General features: G+C 32.3%; 18 protein-coding genes. 3 read left to right on the top strand and 15 right to left on the bottom strand.

Features of this window, described 5'->3' with window-relative positions; genetic code table 11:
- The first annotated feature begins 98 nt into the window (after positions 1 to 98).
- The gene (locus O9267_RS09400) at positions 99 to 1,508 is read left to right on the top strand and encodes a DUF4403 family protein (RefSeq protein ID WP_298178538.1); all 1,410 of its coding nucleotides are present in this window, start codon (positions 99 to 101) and stop codon (positions 1,506 to 1,508) included.
- Positions 1,509 to 1,615: 107 nt separating this feature from the next.
- Here the strand turns inward: O9267_RS09400 and O9267_RS09395 are convergent, their stop codons facing one another.
- The 5 genes from O9267_RS09395 to O9267_RS09375 are packed head-to-tail and all read right to left on the bottom strand — an operon-like array spanning position 1,616 to position 5,705.
- A complete protein-coding gene (locus O9267_RS09395) occupies positions 1,616 to 2,104 on the bottom strand; it encodes a hypothetical protein (protein ID WP_298178535.1) in 489 nt (162 codons plus the stop codon).
- Between the two features lie 23 nt (positions 2,105 to 2,127).
- Positions 2,128 to 2,985 carry a hypothetical protein gene (locus O9267_RS09390; RefSeq protein WP_298178532.1) on the bottom strand — a complete coding sequence of 286 codons (858 nt, stop codon included), beginning with the start codon at positions 2,983 to 2,985 and terminating at the stop codon, positions 2,128 to 2,130.
- Positions 2,985 to 4,334 (bottom strand): T9SS type A sorting domain-containing protein, encoded by a 1,350-nt coding sequence (locus O9267_RS09385; RefSeq protein ID WP_298178529.1) that lies wholly within the window; start codon positions 4,332 to 4,334, stop codon positions 2,985 to 2,987. The genes O9267_RS09390 and O9267_RS09385 overlap by 1 nt, the downstream gene beginning before the upstream one ends.
- A gap of 17 nt (positions 4,335 to 4,351) precedes the next feature.
- A complete protein-coding gene (locus O9267_RS09380) occupies positions 4,352 to 5,137 on the bottom strand; it encodes a hypothetical protein (RefSeq protein WP_298178526.1) in 786 nt (261 codons plus the stop codon).
- 10 nt (positions 5,138 to 5,147) lie between these two features.
- Complete coding sequence (locus tag O9267_RS09375; protein WP_298178523.1) at positions 5,148 to 5,705, bottom strand: hypothetical protein; 558 nt, start codon at positions 5,703 to 5,705, stop codon at positions 5,148 to 5,150.
- 154 nt (positions 5,706 to 5,859) lie between these two features.
- On the opposite strand from O9267_RS09375, the gene O9267_RS09370 reads away from it, so the two are divergent.
- Entirely contained in the window at positions 5,860 to 6,564 is a 705-nt protein-coding gene (locus O9267_RS09370) for a LytTR family DNA-binding domain-containing protein (protein ID WP_298178517.1), read from the top strand.
- Positions 6,561 to 8,558, top strand: a complete 1,998-nt coding sequence (locus tag O9267_RS09365; RefSeq protein ID WP_298178515.1) for a tetratricopeptide repeat-containing sensor histidine kinase — start codon at positions 6,561 to 6,563, stop codon at positions 8,556 to 8,558. Before O9267_RS09370 ends, O9267_RS09365 begins: the two co-directional genes overlap by 4 nt.
- A 71-nt stretch (positions 8,559 to 8,629) precedes the next feature.
- Here O9267_RS09365 and O9267_RS09360 read toward each other — a convergent pair whose 3' ends face one another.
- The 10 genes from O9267_RS09360 to O9267_RS09315 all read right to left on the bottom strand — a co-directional run bounded on the left by O9267_RS09360 (position 8,630) and on the right by O9267_RS09315 (position 16,167).
- Positions 8,630 to 9,394, bottom strand: coding sequence for a hypothetical protein (locus O9267_RS09360; RefSeq protein WP_298178512.1), 765 nt, complete (start codon positions 9,392 to 9,394; stop codon positions 8,630 to 8,632).
- A gap of 14 nt (positions 9,395 to 9,408) precedes the next feature.
- Positions 9,409 to 9,861: a hypothetical protein gene (locus O9267_RS09355; protein WP_298178510.1), complete on the bottom strand. Its 453-nt coding sequence runs from the start codon at positions 9,859 to 9,861 to the stop codon at positions 9,409 to 9,411.
- Positions 9,862 to 9,865: 4 nt separating this feature from the next.
- Positions 9,866 to 10,690 carry a hypothetical protein gene (locus tag O9267_RS09350; RefSeq protein ID WP_298178507.1) on the bottom strand — a complete coding sequence of 275 codons (825 nt, stop codon included), beginning with the start codon at positions 10,688 to 10,690 and terminating at the stop codon, positions 9,866 to 9,868.
- Positions 10,691 to 10,694: 4 nt separating this feature from the next.
- Complete coding sequence (locus O9267_RS09345) at positions 10,695 to 11,267, bottom strand: hypothetical protein (protein ID WP_298178505.1); 573 nt, start codon at positions 11,265 to 11,267, stop codon at positions 10,695 to 10,697.
- A 23-nt stretch (positions 11,268 to 11,290) separates the two neighbouring features.
- Entirely contained in the window at positions 11,291 to 11,758 is a 468-nt protein-coding gene (locus O9267_RS09340) for a hypothetical protein (RefSeq protein ID WP_298178503.1), read from the bottom strand.
- A gap of 64 nt (positions 11,759 to 11,822) precedes the next feature.
- Positions 11,823 to 12,818 carry a kelch repeat-containing protein gene (locus O9267_RS09335; protein WP_298178500.1) on the bottom strand — a complete coding sequence of 332 codons (996 nt, stop codon included), beginning with the start codon at positions 12,816 to 12,818 and terminating at the stop codon, positions 11,823 to 11,825.
- Positions 12,819 to 13,026: 208 nt separating this feature from the next.
- The gene (locus O9267_RS09330) at positions 13,027 to 13,752 is read right to left on the bottom strand and encodes a hypothetical protein (protein ID WP_298178497.1); all 726 of its coding nucleotides are present in this window, start codon (positions 13,750 to 13,752) and stop codon (positions 13,027 to 13,029) included.
- Positions 13,753 to 13,776: 24 nt separating this feature from the next.
- Positions 13,777 to 14,235 carry a hypothetical protein gene (locus tag O9267_RS09325; RefSeq protein WP_298178492.1) on the bottom strand — a complete coding sequence of 153 codons (459 nt, stop codon included), beginning with the start codon at positions 14,233 to 14,235 and terminating at the stop codon, positions 13,777 to 13,779.
- Positions 14,236 to 14,332: 97 nt separating this feature from the next.
- Positions 14,333 to 14,782: a DUF3592 domain-containing protein gene (locus tag O9267_RS09320; protein WP_298178489.1), complete on the bottom strand. Its 450-nt coding sequence runs from the start codon at positions 14,780 to 14,782 to the stop codon at positions 14,333 to 14,335.
- Between the two features lie 8 nt (positions 14,783 to 14,790).
- Positions 14,791 to 16,167 carry a T9SS type A sorting domain-containing protein gene (locus O9267_RS09315; RefSeq protein WP_298178486.1) on the bottom strand — a complete coding sequence of 459 codons (1,377 nt, stop codon included), beginning with the start codon at positions 16,165 to 16,167 and terminating at the stop codon, positions 14,791 to 14,793.
- Positions 16,168 to 16,215: the final 48 nt, after the last annotated feature.

Raw genomic sequence — 16,215 nt, 5'->3', positions numbered from 1 at the left:
AAATTTTGCTACCAATAAGACATCACAATAACTAAAATGTTACAAATAGTATGGAATAATTTTTGATTGACTATTTTTACATTCAAAATAATACACAAATGCTTGGTAAAATTTCTTTAGTCATATCCGTTATTGCAATAACAATATTCTTTTTTGGATGTTCTTCAACTCAAAAAATAGATGCTTTAAAACCCGAACCAGACGACGCAACACCATTGTTATATGACAATGTGCCTTCTTTTATAGATTTGCCCATTTCGGTAAAACTAAAAGATGTTGAAAATCAAACCAACAAACTGCTAACAGGGTTAATTTATGAAGACACCAATATAGAAGATGATGATTTAGAAATAAAAATTTGGAAGCAAGCGCCCATTACCATTCAAAATGATCCTGAAACCGTTGGTAAAATTAAAACCGTTTTGCCCTTAAAAGCGGCTATTAAATACAGAATTGGCACTAATAAATTAGGTGTCGATTTATATAATGTAAAAGAGTTTAATTTGAATGGAAACATTACACTTCTTAGCGATGTAAAACTGACCAACTGGAAACTTTCAACCAAAACCGAACTCAAATCTTTTGATTGGAATGAAAGTCCGACCGTAACGGTTTTAGGAAAAGCGGTTCCGATTACTTATCTTATAAATCCTGCCATAAAATTATTTCGTTCTAAAATAGAAAAAAGCATTGACGAATCAATCGAAAAATCAATGGATTTTAAACCACAAGTTTTAGATGCTCTTGAAAAAATTTGCACACCTTTTCAAATGAATGAAACTTACAATACTTGGCTTCGAGTAGTTCCAATTGAATTGTACACAACCGATTCTAAAATTGTAAAAGAAACGATCGCTTTTGAAATGGGATTGAAATGCAACATTGAAACCTTAGTAAATCAAAAACCTGTTTCTAAGTTTGATAAAAATCATATTGTTTTGAAACCAGTTGCCAAAATGCCCGATAAAATTACGGCAAACATAGTTGCGGTTTCAACATATCAAGACGCTTCAGCTATAATGACCAAGAATTTTGCTGGTCAAGAATTTGGTTCGGGAAGCAAAAAAATAAAAGTTCAAAACGTTGGTATTTGGCATAAAGATGGCAAAATGATCATTGCACTCGATGTTTTAGGAAGCGTTAACGGAATGATTTATTTGTCTGGATTTCCAAAATATAATGAGACTACCAAAGAAATTTATTTTGACCAATTAGATTATGTTTTAGACACCAAAAGCCGATTGATGCGAACAGCCAACTGGCTTGCACAAGGTTATGTTTTAAAGAAAATTCAGGAAAGTTGTCGTTATTCTATCAAACAAAATTTGGACGAAGGCAAACAAAGCATGATGCAATATCTAAAAAATTACTCTCCAATGCCAGGAGTTTTCATTAATGGAAGTATTGATGATATTAAATTTCAAAAAATTCAATTAACTAACAAAGCAATTATAGCGTTTGTCAAATTCAATGGTGATGTGAATGTTAGTGTTGATGGGTTGAAGTAGATTTTTTACTAATTTGAACATTTTGCTCAAAAAAAAGCCTGACTTTCGCCAGACTTAACGTAAAAAACTAAAACAACACTTTTTTACTGATTATGAATTTTTTAAATTTATTCAGAGATATGCAGTTGTTGGCACACTTCGCTATAAGACATTTTCTTAAAATCAGGCTTGTTTGATTTTGCCATTTTTCCTGATACAGAAACACCTTCAGGTATTATAATGTAGCGAAATGGGAAGACACTAAAGTTTGTGTTGGAAATAACATTTACCAATCCTACTTCAATATTAAAGGTAACAAATTGAGAGCCTTGTGAAAAATTCAATTGGATAATTTGATTGGGTGTTACGCTTGTATTCTTCATGTAAACTAAAACCAATCCTTTGTCTATAACATCCTGAGTTATTTTTGGAGCGGTAATTCCTGTAACCCAAAGTGTTCCGTTCTGATTAAAATTTGTTAAAGTCCAATTGTTATAAATAACATTGGCAGTTCCTGTTTCGCCTTGTGGTCCTACTGCACCATCTTCGGGTTTGCTACACGAAGTTGCAAAAAGCGATATGATGGTAATTGTGAGTATTGTTTTTAGTGCTTTCATATAATTTTGTAATTAAATTAATTTTATTTAGCGAAATCAAACGCTGTATTTGCCTCTGGTGTTCCAAATTTTCCTTTAAATGATTCAGAAAAATTTAAGGTTTCATAATTTGCTAAAAAATGAGGATTATTGGTATCTAATCCTTCTCGGTGAAGAATATACATTTTTCCAGCATCAAAATCGAAAAAGTAATAAATTGCGGTTGCTGATGTCACGGCTTTAGTGCAAGTAACAGCATCAATCTCCGACCAATTTACTCCATTGCAATTACTGCAAATAGTGGGCATAGATCGATTTTCTAAGATTAAATCTGTACCAGTTCTTGTGCCATAATAAGTATATTTTTGGTTTGCAAAATCATAAAAAAGGTAGGTGTCGTTTCGAGCATCATTATTATAAGGCATTTCTTTGGAAAAAGTGGCTCCTTGAAATTTACTAATTTGATTACTGCTTGAAGGCATATCTGGAGTCATTGTCGAGAAAGAAGAAAATGAGCCAAAGGTTGGCAAATCGCCCAAAATCCAATTTGTATTTCCTTTAAAATATACTGAATTACTTGTTGGCTCAAAAAAATAAGGATTTACAGTCATAAACGCATTACTGTTTGTCACAGGAAAGTTAGCTACATTTGGAGTTTTTATTGCTTTTAGGTAGAACTTGGTATAATCGTCTGGTTCCATTTGTACCACACGCCACTGATTGCCTCTTTTTTGATAAAAATCTATGGACAAAGTCCCTTCTGAATTATCTGAATTGACATTGACCATTTTAGTAAATTCCCATTTTTCTTCAATTGGAGTTGACGTTATTGCCTCATCTTTACTACAAGAAGTTGCAAAAAGTGATAGAATAATAGCGAGTATTGATTTTATAGTTTTCATTATTCTATAACTATTTTGTGATTACTAATTTTTCCATTATCCGAGATGATTTTCAAGAAGAATATACCTTTATTATTTATTGAAAATTGATTTTCAGAAATTGTTTGGAGGGCAACTTCTTTTCCTAAAACATCAAAAGCAACTATTTTAAAATTATTTTCTAACGTGTTGATTGTAAAAATACCATTGGAAGGATTTGGGAATACTGAAAGTACTATGTTTTCAAAACTTGCGTTAGCCAAAGATGTAGGGCAATTTATAGATGTTGGCGCCACTGGAGTTGCTGTCGCCGCTGTGATACCATTGCCAATTTGCCCGTACTGATTGTTTCCCCAAGTGTAGGTTTGCGTATTACTCAATATTGCAATGTTTTGATACGTTCCTGCTGCTATTTTTAGAGCATTTTGACTAATAATTATTGGAAAATTCTTGTCGATAATAGTACCATCTCCCAATTGCCCAGCTGCGTTCCAACCCCAACCATACAAAGTATTGCTAGTGTTTACGGCCAAAGTATGACCAAATCCCATTGAAATATTGAGCCAATTGTTTGAGGTACCAACTTGAACTGGATTGAGTTGATTTGTATTTGAGCCAATACCTAGTTGCCCATAACCATTGTTGCCCCAAGCCCAAAGTGTACCATCGGTTCTTCTCGCCATTGCAGATCCATTTGCAAATGGTTGTGCCCAATTGTTTGCAGTACCAATTTGAACAGGTGCATTTTTTTGTGCATTAGTGCCATCGCCAACAGATCCTGCTTGTCCCCAACCCCAAAGCGTATTTGCTGAACGTATAGCAATTGTATGCGCATTTCCTGCGGCAACTTCTTGCCAGTTGGTGGCTGTGCCAATTTGAGTTGGTGTGGTTCGGGTTGTTGTTGTACCGTCGCCCAATTGACCATTGAAATTTCGTCCCCATGCCCAAAGTGTTCCATCGGTTTTTATAGCCATTGTATGATTAGAGCCTGCTGAAACAAAATCCCAATTGGTGGCAGTACCTATTTGAGTTGGAGTTAAAACCGAACCCGAAGAAACAAACCCAATTTTAGAAAAAGAGTTATTGCCCCAACCCCAGATAGTTCCGTTGGTTTTTATGGCAATGGTATGGTCGCTTCCAACCGAAATTCTGTCCCAATCGTTAGTACTACCAATTTGTGTTGGAACATTTTTATTGATAGTGGTACCATCACCAAGCTGCCCCGAATTGTTTTGACCCCAAGCCCAAAGTGTACCGTCAGTTTTTATGGCAACAATATAATTATCGCCAGACTCAATTTGAGAGTAACATTGCGCATTTGTTGTAAATGAAATCAAGAAAATCCCTAATAGAAGTATAATTTTTTTCATAATAATTTAAGTAGTTTTTATTTAATGTTATATTCGAATGTGGTTGTTCTATTTCCAGAAATACTTTTTGTTGGATAACCGTCTTGATTGTACTCATAGGTTATTGTTGCAACCGATGGGTTAAATTGTGGTGTCGTGCTTTTTATTCTATTGTTTTTTGTTTTTTCAAGAAAAACATATTCGTCGGGCAAGTTTTGTAGCGGATTTTTTTTATTGTCATATTCACTTGTACTTTTGTAATCTAAAATACCAACTTGATCCAAAGCAGTTAAGTTTCTGTAGCCAGTTGCAGTTATAAAATTACCGCTTGGATCCAAATCAAAGATTACACGATTTGTCGCAAATGTGCTGTTTCCGTCTTTATATTTATATTCTATATTCGTTGCATTGTAACTATAAATTTCAGTATAATCAAGAGCAAATTCATCAGGCGCACTTGTTGTTGCAGTAAACAGTTTTCTTTCAATAAGTCGATTTTGTGAATCGTACAAATAGGTTAGTTTTTCTATAGCAGTACTATTGCCAGTGATTGGTACTTGAAGATTTTCTGTTATTTTTCCGCTGTTATTATATTTAAATGTTTTTCTAAAAACAGAACCGTTGTTATTAGTCGATTCTTCATTTATCAATTTGTTATTTTCGTCATAAAAATATTTTGTGTTTTGCGTTGCCGAATAGGTTATTTTTGATAATAAATAAACTGGCGCTTTTGGCTCTATAACTTGCTCATCGTTATCTTTGCTACAAGAAATTGCAAAAAGTGATACAAAAGTAAGTATGAGTAGTATTTTTAGTGATTTCATGATTTTATAATTATAATTTAAATTTAAAATGACCTTGAGTAACTTGAAGCGTTGTTGCGCGATTGACAATTTTATATGTGGTAAAATTGAATGTACCAAAATAAAATCCATCTTCAATTTTGGTAATAGTAATTGCATTATTTTGCGGAGTAGTATTTATTCCATTGTTTGTATCATAATTATCACCATCAACATGTTTATGTTTTAATATTTCTGTTGGAAACGTACCTGATACTTCATACGATTTTGGGGTAATGAGGTCGAAATTTTTTAATTGAAAATTAATTTCCATTGGTGCTGTTGAACTTGAAACAAAATTCCCGTCTGACGAATCTAAATAAAGTGTAGACCCGGCTTTAAAAGCCACAATACTTGATGTGTTTCCAGTATTATTTCCAGTATTAAAGCTAAAATCGCCAACTTTACACGTTACATATTCCGAATAATCATTAGGATTAAATGCAGTTGGAGTTGTTGGTGTGGGAGTAGTTTCTTCATTATCCTTGTTGCAAGAAATGCTAACAATAAATAGAAATAAAAAGGTTAATGTTGTTTTAATTGTTTTCATAATTTTTGTTTTTAAAGGATTAAAGTTTTTTACACGACAAAGATGCCGTAGTTTAAAATCTCTTGAAACCTAAAAAGGACGAACGACAGAATAAATACACGAATGTTCATTTTTAGATAAATTATCTTATATTTGAAAATCAAACCAGCTTATAATGAAACCTTTTGACTGCATTATTGTTGACGATGACGAAATGGACAAACTTGCCGTTGTGTCTTATGCCAAAAGGTTTTCAACTTTAAATATTGTTGGTGTTTTTGATTCGGCAGAAAAAGCACTTGTTTTTTTAGAGAAGAATATTATTGAAGTTGCTTTTTTAGATATTGAATTAAAAGGTGCTTCCGGAATTGAATTACGCAAAAAAGCTTTAGAAATTCCTGTTTGCGTTTTCATTTCATCTCATTCTGAAAGTGCTGCAGAAACGTTTGAATTACAAACGCTTGATTTTATTGTAAAACCATTTAAGTTTCCAAGATTTGAACAAACTGTTAAACGTATTGAAGAGTTTATGGAAGTGCGTTTGAAAGCCAATTTATTTGAGTCTTCCATTGGTGGCGATGCCGTTTATGTAAAAACCGGTCACGATCAAATTAAAGTTAAACTTCATGAAATTCTATATCTAGAAGCTTTAAAAAACTATACCATTTTGGTAACCGAAGGAAAAAGACATTGTGTTTTATCAAACTTAGGTGAAATTTTATTAGAAGAAAAATTTCAATCTTTTATTAGAATTCATAGAAGTTTTGCAGTTCAGAAACAATTTATACAAAAAATTGGAAGCCAAGAAATTGAATTGAAAAACAATGTTTCTATTCCAGTTGGTAGAAGTTTTAAGGATAACTTGAATTTTGTAGTATGAAAATCAGACTACTCTTTTTCCTGCTTTCATTTAATTTGTTGATGGGTCAAATTCCCCAATCAATAGATTCGTTAAAGACTTTTCTCAATACCAAACCTAAAGACTCTACTTATGTACTTGCCTTAAATGATTATGCATTTTTACTTATTCAAGAAGGAAATTATGAAAAAGTAAACGAACTAATTCGGCAAATGGAAGTCTTGTCTTCCAAACTGAATTATGGAACTGGTTTTTATAAATCAACCAACATGAAAGGTGTTATAGAATACTCAAAGCAAAACCCAGAAAAAGCGATGGAGTATTTTAAAAAGTGTAACGAAATTATTAAAAAATACAAACTACCAAAAAAAATATACCAAAATTCATTAAATAACATTGGACTTATCTACGATCAAATGGGTGATAGAGAAAATGCGACCAAATATGCAATTGAGTTAATAAGTTTTCAAGAAAAAAATAATTTAAACCCATTAAAATCGGCACCTTATGCGCAAGTTGGAGACAATTTAAAATTTTATAAAAAGTATAAAGAATCACTTCGTTATTACCAAAAAGCGTTGGATATTGAAACCGATCTTAAAGATAATTCAGGAATAGCTATTGGTTACAATCGAATTGGTAATGTAAAAGAATATTTGAATAAAAATAGAGAAGCAATTAATTATTTCAAAAAAGGATTGCTTTATGCTGAAAAAGCCAATTATAAATTATTGGAGAGCGACTTATTAATTAATTTGGGAAGATTATACCAAAAAGAAAACGATTATAGTAGTGCTGAAAAATATCTAAAAAAAGCAGAAATCTATAGTAGAGATTTAGAAGCCAACCAGACTATAAAAATAGTTTGTTCCAATTTAGGCGATTTATATTTTGCTCAGAAAAAATATGAACTAGCCGAAAAACATTATCAAGAAGCATTAGCAATTGCTAAAGAATTAGAAGATGCTGAGTTTTCCTATTCAGCCAATCAATCACTTGCCGATTTATATGAACTAAAAGGCGATTATAAAAGAGCTTTTGCCTATAAAGTTGATGCCGAAAGTGCAAAAGATTCAATCTTTAAAATAAAAACATTAGAGAATACCGAAGACTTGCTTCGCAAATACCAAACCGAAAAAAAAGAGCAAGAAATAAAAGCACTTTCTACACAAAATAAGTTTAAAAATCTTCAACTAGATACAGCTAACAAACAAAAATATTACTTCATTGCAGGACTTTTTCTACTAGCAATTATTGGAAGTTTACTTTTTTACCAAAGTAGAAATAGAAGAATAACCAATGAAAAACTACAACTTTTAAATGAAAATTTAGATTTAAAAAACACCGAATTAGATGAGGCAAACAAAGCCAAAACTAGATTTTTTAGTATTTTAAATCATGATTTGCGTGGTCCAGTTGCAAACTTGGTTTTCTTTTTACAACTTCAAAAAGAAAGTCCCGAACTACTTGATGAAGAAAGTACAAAACGCATGCAAGATAAAACTATGGCTGGAGCCGAAAACTTGCTGAATTCAATGGAAGATATTTTGCAATGGAGCAAAAGCCAAATGGAAAACTTTAAACCTCAACCAAAAAAAGTTGCTATATATTCATTATTTGAAGATACTAAAAGTCATTTTTCTAGTGAAGAAAAAGTACAAATTTCCTTTGAAAATAAAGATGCTATTCAAATAAATACAGATGAAAATTATTTAAAAACAATCATCAGAAACTTAACTGGAAATGCCATAAAAGCCTTAAATGAAATTGAAAACCCAACCATTATTTGGAAAGCTTGGCAAGAAAATGAAATATCTTATTTATCCATTTCAGATAACGGAAAAGGTGCGTCAGATGAACAATTTAAAGCATTGTACGACGATAAAGAAGTAGTCGGAATTAAGTCAGGATTGGGTTTGCACTTAATTCGTGATTTAGCAAAAGCGATTGATTGTGAGATTAGTGTGGATTCTAGGATTGGTCAAGGGACTACTTTTGTGTTGAAGTTAACATAAAAAAGCTTGACATTACTATCAACCTTTTTTATGTTAACTTTAAAATATAAGCAAATTGTTTTATAGAAAAATTAAGGTATCCATTCTTTTACTTTCTTTATAATAAAAGCTTTATTGCCACTTATGTCTGCACAATGACCTGATGAATCATAAATTAAACATTCGCTTTGTGAACTGATATTTGGATTCGGGTTTGAAGCCAAGCCAGTTTTAAAATCATTTGCATTTGCAACTCCCATAATATTATCTACTTTATTACTCATGTAAGCAACTGGAAATTGTACTGCAGAACCCTTCCAGGTATCACCGCCAGCACATTGAAGAATTGCGCCTTTTATACTAGTAAATGGTGTTGTTCCTGCAAATTGATTTGGTAAGATAAGTGCCATTGTCATATTTCCTCCACGAGAAAGCCCACCAAGAATAGTGTTAGACTGATTGATTCCTGTATATTCAATTTGCGTATTTGAAGCAACAAATAGCATATCTTGTTTAAATTGTGCCCCTTGTTGATCCCAAGTTAACCCTGTGTCTAAACTTCTGTATGTGGTTGTTACAGCAACATAACCCTCTTGTGCCAAGGCTGCACATTGCTCGTTTAGTGTGGCATCATTTTCATTACCGCCATCTCCCACTGCAAGTATTATTAGTCCTTTTCTATTAGTAGCGTTTTGTATTTCTTGATAAAAAACTTTATATTTAAAATTGTAATTTCCTGCAGTTACTACTTTATTAGTTATTGCTGGTGGTGCCGGTGTTCCGTTGGCTGTTTCCTCATTTTTACTACAAGAGAAGAAAGAGAAAATAATTACTAATAATAAGATTGATTTTTTCATGACTTTTTTTTAAATTAAAGATTACTTTCAAAAGTTCCAGTAACTGGATTTGCTGGATTAGTTGTTACTCCGTTTAAATAAACGTTTCCAGTAAAACTTCCTTTTACTATTTTACCATCATAATAATCTATGGTTACTTTCATTATTTTTTCACAGGAGTAAGTTACACCGTTTGGAGTAAATGTGGCATTTTGATTATTATCGGTTGCTCCAACTACAAAATCGATTGGAGTTCGATCTCCAATTTTGTTTGTAAAATTTTTATCGGAAATCCATTTGAATTTATAATTACTGATTGCAACAATTATAAAATCGGTTGTTGTAAATGTTTGTCCAAGCATAGTATAGGTTATTCTGCCTGAATTGCTTTCGGGTATCTTTGCATCTTTTTCTTCCTCATTTTTGGAACAAGAAAAAAGCATTACAACGATTAGTACTGAAAATATTTTTGTAAAAAAATGTCTCATAATATTAATATTTTTCTAATGTGTAAATTACATTATTTATCTTGGTTACATAACCGTCATTATTGTATTCGAATGTGTTTTCATTAACCGAAGTGTCCAAAACATTTCCGTTTTCATCATACGTTTTTATGATTTTATAGCTTAAATTATTTTTGCTGCGTAATTTTTCGCCAAAACCCTCTTGCGGATAAGGTAAAACGACTTCGGTGTTGTGCTTATCATCATAGATATTTATTTCTTCACGTGATTTATAAGTTGTTGTTCCACTTGCACCGACTGTCATTCTTTCTACTCTTGAAATATTTCCATTAGTGTCTAAATAATAAAACTCATTATTATTGTTCCAAGCATTAGTGTTCACCTGAATTTTATTGGCAGAAAATGTATAATAGGCAATATGGCTAAACACCCACGGACTTATTAACGTGTTTTTTGAATAATAGGAAGCACTATATAAAACTCCTTGAGCATCGTAAGCATATTTTGTTTTGTTAGAGTTTCCAAGGATTACTTTATTTTCTTCCAATATTTCATCTATTTTACCATTTGATAGATAGCTATAAGTAGTTTTATAAGTAGCACTTTCCATAGTAATTAATTGCTTGTTGGAATAGTTATAATCCTTTGATGTTCCTGCAGTAAATAATCCGTCTGCATTTATTTTAGATAAATTACCATCTGCATTATAAATGTAAGAAAGCGTTCCGTAAGTATCTTGAGTTTTTATCAACCTATATGTATTGTTTGTAGGTGTTTGTTTAATTTCCTCATCATTTTTTGAACAAGAAAAAAAAAGTATAGTAATTAGAAGTAAAAGTTGATTTTTCATACTATTATTCGGTTTTTAAAAATTTCCATAAAACTACTTTGCTCCCATCGTTTGGAATGTATTTGGCAAATCGTCCGTCTTTTTTACCCATACAATCGCCTTTGGCAGAGCTGCTTTTGATTATATAAGATTTTTCAGCTTCATTATATTCTATAACAAAACTATCTTTGGGATATTCTTTTGTTTTCCCTAGTCTAGGATTGTTGTATTTATTGGCAATGGCATTGGTTTCATCTACAAATAAATAAATTGAAAAAGTCCCATTTGGTTTTTTAGTTTTGGCATTTATATTTTCTTTTACTACCCATTTTTGTATCGCCGAATTGTCTAGTTTTGCGAGGTTCAAATCGGTTAATGAGTTGTATTGTCTTTGATAAGGCTCTAATGCTAAATTTTCGCTTGCATTAATAATAAAGTACGTGCCGTTGATCATTTTACCTTCAGCATATTTTGATTCTTTTTTTTCTATTTTCTTTTCTGTTATGGTAGAATCTACGGTCGCTTTTTTAGTTTGACAACTTCCTAATTGAAAAGTTATTACAAAAAATAGTATTTGCTTTATAAGTTGAGTTTTCATTTTGATTCTTTTAGAAAGTTTAATTAATATCTAAATATGCTGTTGGTTTCAAAACTACCTGAAACGCTTACTGGTCCGTTGGTATAATCCCCATTTTTATATACATTTCCTGAAAAACTTCCTTTTAGAGTTGTTCCATCCCAGCTTATTATAGTCAACTTTACGCCGCTATTGCTTCTTGCTCGGCCATAATTTACGCCGTTGGGATAAAAAAGCACTGTTATGGGTTGTTGATTATTTGCTGTTAATTCAATATTTTCAGAGTCTCCAATTTTAACATCAAAACTTCTGCCTTGTGTACCCTCGTCTGTAGCGCCAGCAAATTTTCCACCTAAAAGTGCTGCACTAAAAGTGTTTGAAGTGTAGTTTTGTCCGTTTATGGTGTATGTTACGGTTCCTGATAATGTTGGTTCATTTTTAGTTGTTTCATCGTCTTTACTACAAGAGAAAAGCGAGAAAATAATTGCGAATAAGAAGATTGTTTTTTTCATTTTTAAGTTGTTTTTAGATTTTAAACCTCAAAGGTTTTTTTATAAACCTTTGAGGTTTATTGTGTTATTGATATTCTTGAATACCGAGTGTTGAATTGGCTTTTCTATACAAAATATAAAATTTTCCAGTAGTCGCATTTGGATTGGTATCTAAATGGGCATCTACCCAACCACTCACATTGACAGGTATTGCTGGGTCGATGGTATTGGTTTGCCAAGTATTAGTTTCGGTGTTAAAAATATGAAGCAATTTATCTTCTCCTAAAAATATAATTCGCTTTTTTAAATAAATAATACTGTTTCTTTCATCATTTAACATTGGTGCTACTGGTGCTTCAGGCAGGGTTATCCATGTATTGGTAGCAACATCTAGTTTGTAGAATTTTTTACTAGAAACGCTACTTCCTAAATATCCACCCAAAGCATAAATATCTTTAGTATCAGTTGCTACTGCTGGTCCACCTGAAATTGTTAATGGATAATCGGCTGCAAAGTTCCAAGTATTGTTTGTCCAATTAAAGTATTTTACAGTTTTGCATGCGGTACGTCCACCTATATAAAAAACTTTTCCTACGCTTCTGATAGTACATCCTTTCGATTCTCCGTGATTTGCATAAACACTATTTGGAAATTCTGGTGAACCTGCTGCATAACTTGTCCAACTGTTAGTTGTTTTATTATAAAAATTAAATTCATTTGATATATAATAAAATCCACCGTTGCCATCGGTAAAATTAGACATATAACCAGCAGCCACAACATTGCTAGATTTTGCTTTGTCAGTAAAAGTATTGGTTGCTAGATTATATTCCATCATTCCTTTTTCAGTAACTGTTGCAGTGTTATCGTGGTTGTGAATATAGAAAAGCTCTTCGGTTGATCCATTTTTATCCATAATTGCCCACCAAAAAGAACTTATATTTCGAATTGGAGCTGTTACTATTTTTTCTGTTTTAGTAAAAGTTAATTCGGGTACAACTGGCACTGGTGTTGGCTCATCATCTTTACTACAAGAGAAAAGCGAGAAAATAATTGCGAATAAGAAGATTGTTTTTTTCATGATTTTTAAATTTTAGTAATACATTTTAGTCATTGAAACATTCCCAGTTGGAGCAATTGAAAAATAAGTGCTACCTGGGTCATAAAATTAAGTTGGTTAAATAATTATATTTATCAATTGCCCAAATAGGGTCGTATTTTGGATTTCCTGTTGGTGTTGGTCCAAAAACCATCCTGAAATTCAGAATGGTTTTTGTGATTTGGTTTATTTAATTGGGCAGTTTAGTTCCTGAAATTTCGAATGGGAAACTTACTCTTTGTCCTCCATCATTTAAATCGAACCATGTAGAAGAAGCAACTATAAACTGTTGTGCATTGTTTACTTTGGAGGCATCATGAGGAAACTGAGGGTAAAAATGAGTTCCTGTAGACGTTTTTGATCCCCATTTTATCCAGTATGTTCCTGCACTAAGATTAAGATCTGTAGCCTGAATTTTCATTTTGTAAATTTTTCTTGTAGCATCAACAGTTTGTGCTTGCAAAATTCTGTACCACTTTGTTTCTTCAGCAGAAACGAATCGGTTTGTCGTTAAATCACCATACACTTTTGTTGCTCCTGCAATAGCAGGGTCAAAAGAATATATTTCAAAATAAAACTCATTTACAGGAAATGTTGCTCCCGAAAAATTAGTCTGATATGCGTAAAAATAAAAGTTTTGAATATTCCATTTTTCACCTGCTGGAATCTGAAAATCATCTGTAAGCATGCGGTCATTCATTACTCCATTAATTCCCCAAGAGCTTTGAGGTGTTTTCACTTCACTCCATGTATATCCTGCAGGTGAAGTAGTTCCTGCAGAAGATGTAGTTCCTGTACTCATCCCTGTAACTGAACCATATGTAAATGCTTGAGGTTGAGGTACAACTTCATCATCATCTTTACTACAAGAGAAAAGCGAGAAAATAATTGCGAATGATAAGATTGTTTTTTTCATGTTAATATTAAAAGGTTTTGATATTTATTTTCTTGAAAATCCAACTGCACAGCCTATTTCAGCGGTTGAAAAACTCCATATAAAGTTTGCTCCTGAAAAAGTTTCAATTTTAGACGCATTAATAGCATCACCATTAAAATCGATAACATAAACACTAGTAACTTCATTATCTTCACTATCGATGTAGGTCAATACTTTACTGTTTACATTGTAAGTCCAAGTAAAGTTTGCATATACAAGGCCACCATAACTAGCAATATTTCCAGTATTATCATTTTTGAAAGTCCAAATGGTTCTTACGGCTAATGGTGATGGATAAAAGTATGGTGTCATACAATCGTTTACAATCCATTCTTTTGAATTTCCGTTAGTAAGAATTGATTTAAAATCGGTTGGATTAGGAGTTACTACTGGGTCGTCGTTATCTTTCGAACAAGAAATAAGAACGAACGAAGTAAATAAGATTAAAAAAAATGTTTTCATATTATATGTATTTTATGGTTTATGAAGCAAAGGTATTGTTACACCCATGGTCGTAAAACAGCAAATAGACCAACAACATTTTGAATAGACAGACAACTTATTTGTTAAATAAATAACTTTTTCCTACTACAACGCATAGTAAACCGATGCTAATCATAAGTAGTAATCCTGGGATTTCTTTCCAGGAAACGATAACTGCTTTTTCAGGTTCGTTATTTGGGAATGCCACAGTTACGTTATCTCCAATTATATAATTGAAAAAGGTGATCAGCTGAGGAGATTTGCTGTATGTTTTTATGTTTTTGTTATTAGTTGTAAACTCAAAAAAAGGACTTCTTGCAGCGAATAGCTTATTAGATGAAGAATCATTTTTTACCATCCTAGCACCGTTAGCACTAACTTTATAACCAATAATTTTGGCTTCTGCTGTATTTCCTGTAAAAGGATAAGTTGTTAATTTGAATAAACTATAACCCCAAAAGCAAATGATTCCCAGTCCAACTACCAACATCACTAATCCTATTATTTTGGGATTGCTTGTTTTCATGTTTTGAGTTAGTTTATACTTATTTTGCTACTAATTTCCTCTCCATTTTGGAATATAACTTTTAAGAAATATATTCCTTTATTTTCAATAGAAAACAGATTATTTGAAATAGAATTCACATTAACTTCTTTTCCTAATAAATCGAAAGCTCTTACGGTTTTTATGCTTTCAGAATTAGTAATACTAAAATTGCCAACAGATGGATTAGGATAAACAGCAATGTTAGCTTTGGCTTCAAAATTCTCGTTCCCTAAAATTTGCATTTGATTTGATGCTGCCAAAAATATCCCACCATTACCTGGATTGGTTGAGGTAATGTTTAATTTATAGGTGTTAAAATTATCTGCAATTAAGCTTATAGAAGCAATATCAAACCACATTCCTGCTGCATTGTTTTCATCATTTACATAAATTCTATTGATAGCTTTGTCTATTTGTAAGCCACCAAGTTGTCCTGTACCTACAACTACTGGATTGGCTGTTGGCAAGTTCCAAATATGAAAACCATTAATGCTATTGGTCATATTAGGATCGGCATTCATACTTCCGTTTGGAGCTAGTGCCAAAATTGCTGCTTGTTGTGGTGCCGAAATACAAACCAGTGTTGGTGCAGCATTAGCAGCAGAATCGTTGTTATTGGCTACCCACAATTTTCCGTTGGTATCAAAGGCTAATCCTTCGGGTTGCGAAAATGCTGTAGTTATTACTTTGGATTGTAAAGTGCCATTCAAATTATTGCTGTGTCCGCCAATATTCCATGAGATACTATTGGTATAAAAGGAACGAAATGGTGCAGATACTGTATTCAAATCGGCTACATTAATGGCAATAATTCGGTTGTTCCAATAATCTGAAGCCCACATATTACCGCTTGCATCAAAAGCAATGTTAGCAAAATATGACGTAACGCCTCCATTTCCCAAATCAATTCGAGTAGCATAATTAGATGCAACTGTATATTTAAAAATAGTGGTGTTTCCCCAAGTGCCTTCCGAAACATATAAATTCCCTGTGACATCAAATGCTAATCCTACATAGTCACTACTAAAATTTGCAACTTGAGACACATTGGTAATGGCATTTGTTGGATTTGTTCCATACTCTGGAAATTTATAAATACGCTGATTAGCACCAGTAATAGTTACAAACAAATCATTTCCAAACATAGCGGTACAATTTGGACTTGCTGCCGTATTCAATCCATTAGGTAGTGTGGCTAAATCTATTGTATAGCTAGTATTAGCAGCGATAGTTGTAGCTGATGATGGCAAATAGGTTTTAATTTTTCCATTATTGAATTCTGGAACAATAAGAGCTTTGTTAACTAGTTGAGCATTTCCAACAAATGCAATTAATGAGGTAATGTAGAGTAGTGTTTTTTTCATGATTGCTTAGATTTTAAGATTACAATGCAAATGTCATTTTAAAATCCA

It is taken from the genome of Flavobacterium sp. (genome assembly GCF_027531705.1).
GTDB lineage: Bacteria > Bacteroidota > Bacteroidia > Flavobacteriales > Flavobacteriaceae > Flavobacterium.
This window is presented reverse-complemented; position numbering and strand designations above follow the sequence as displayed.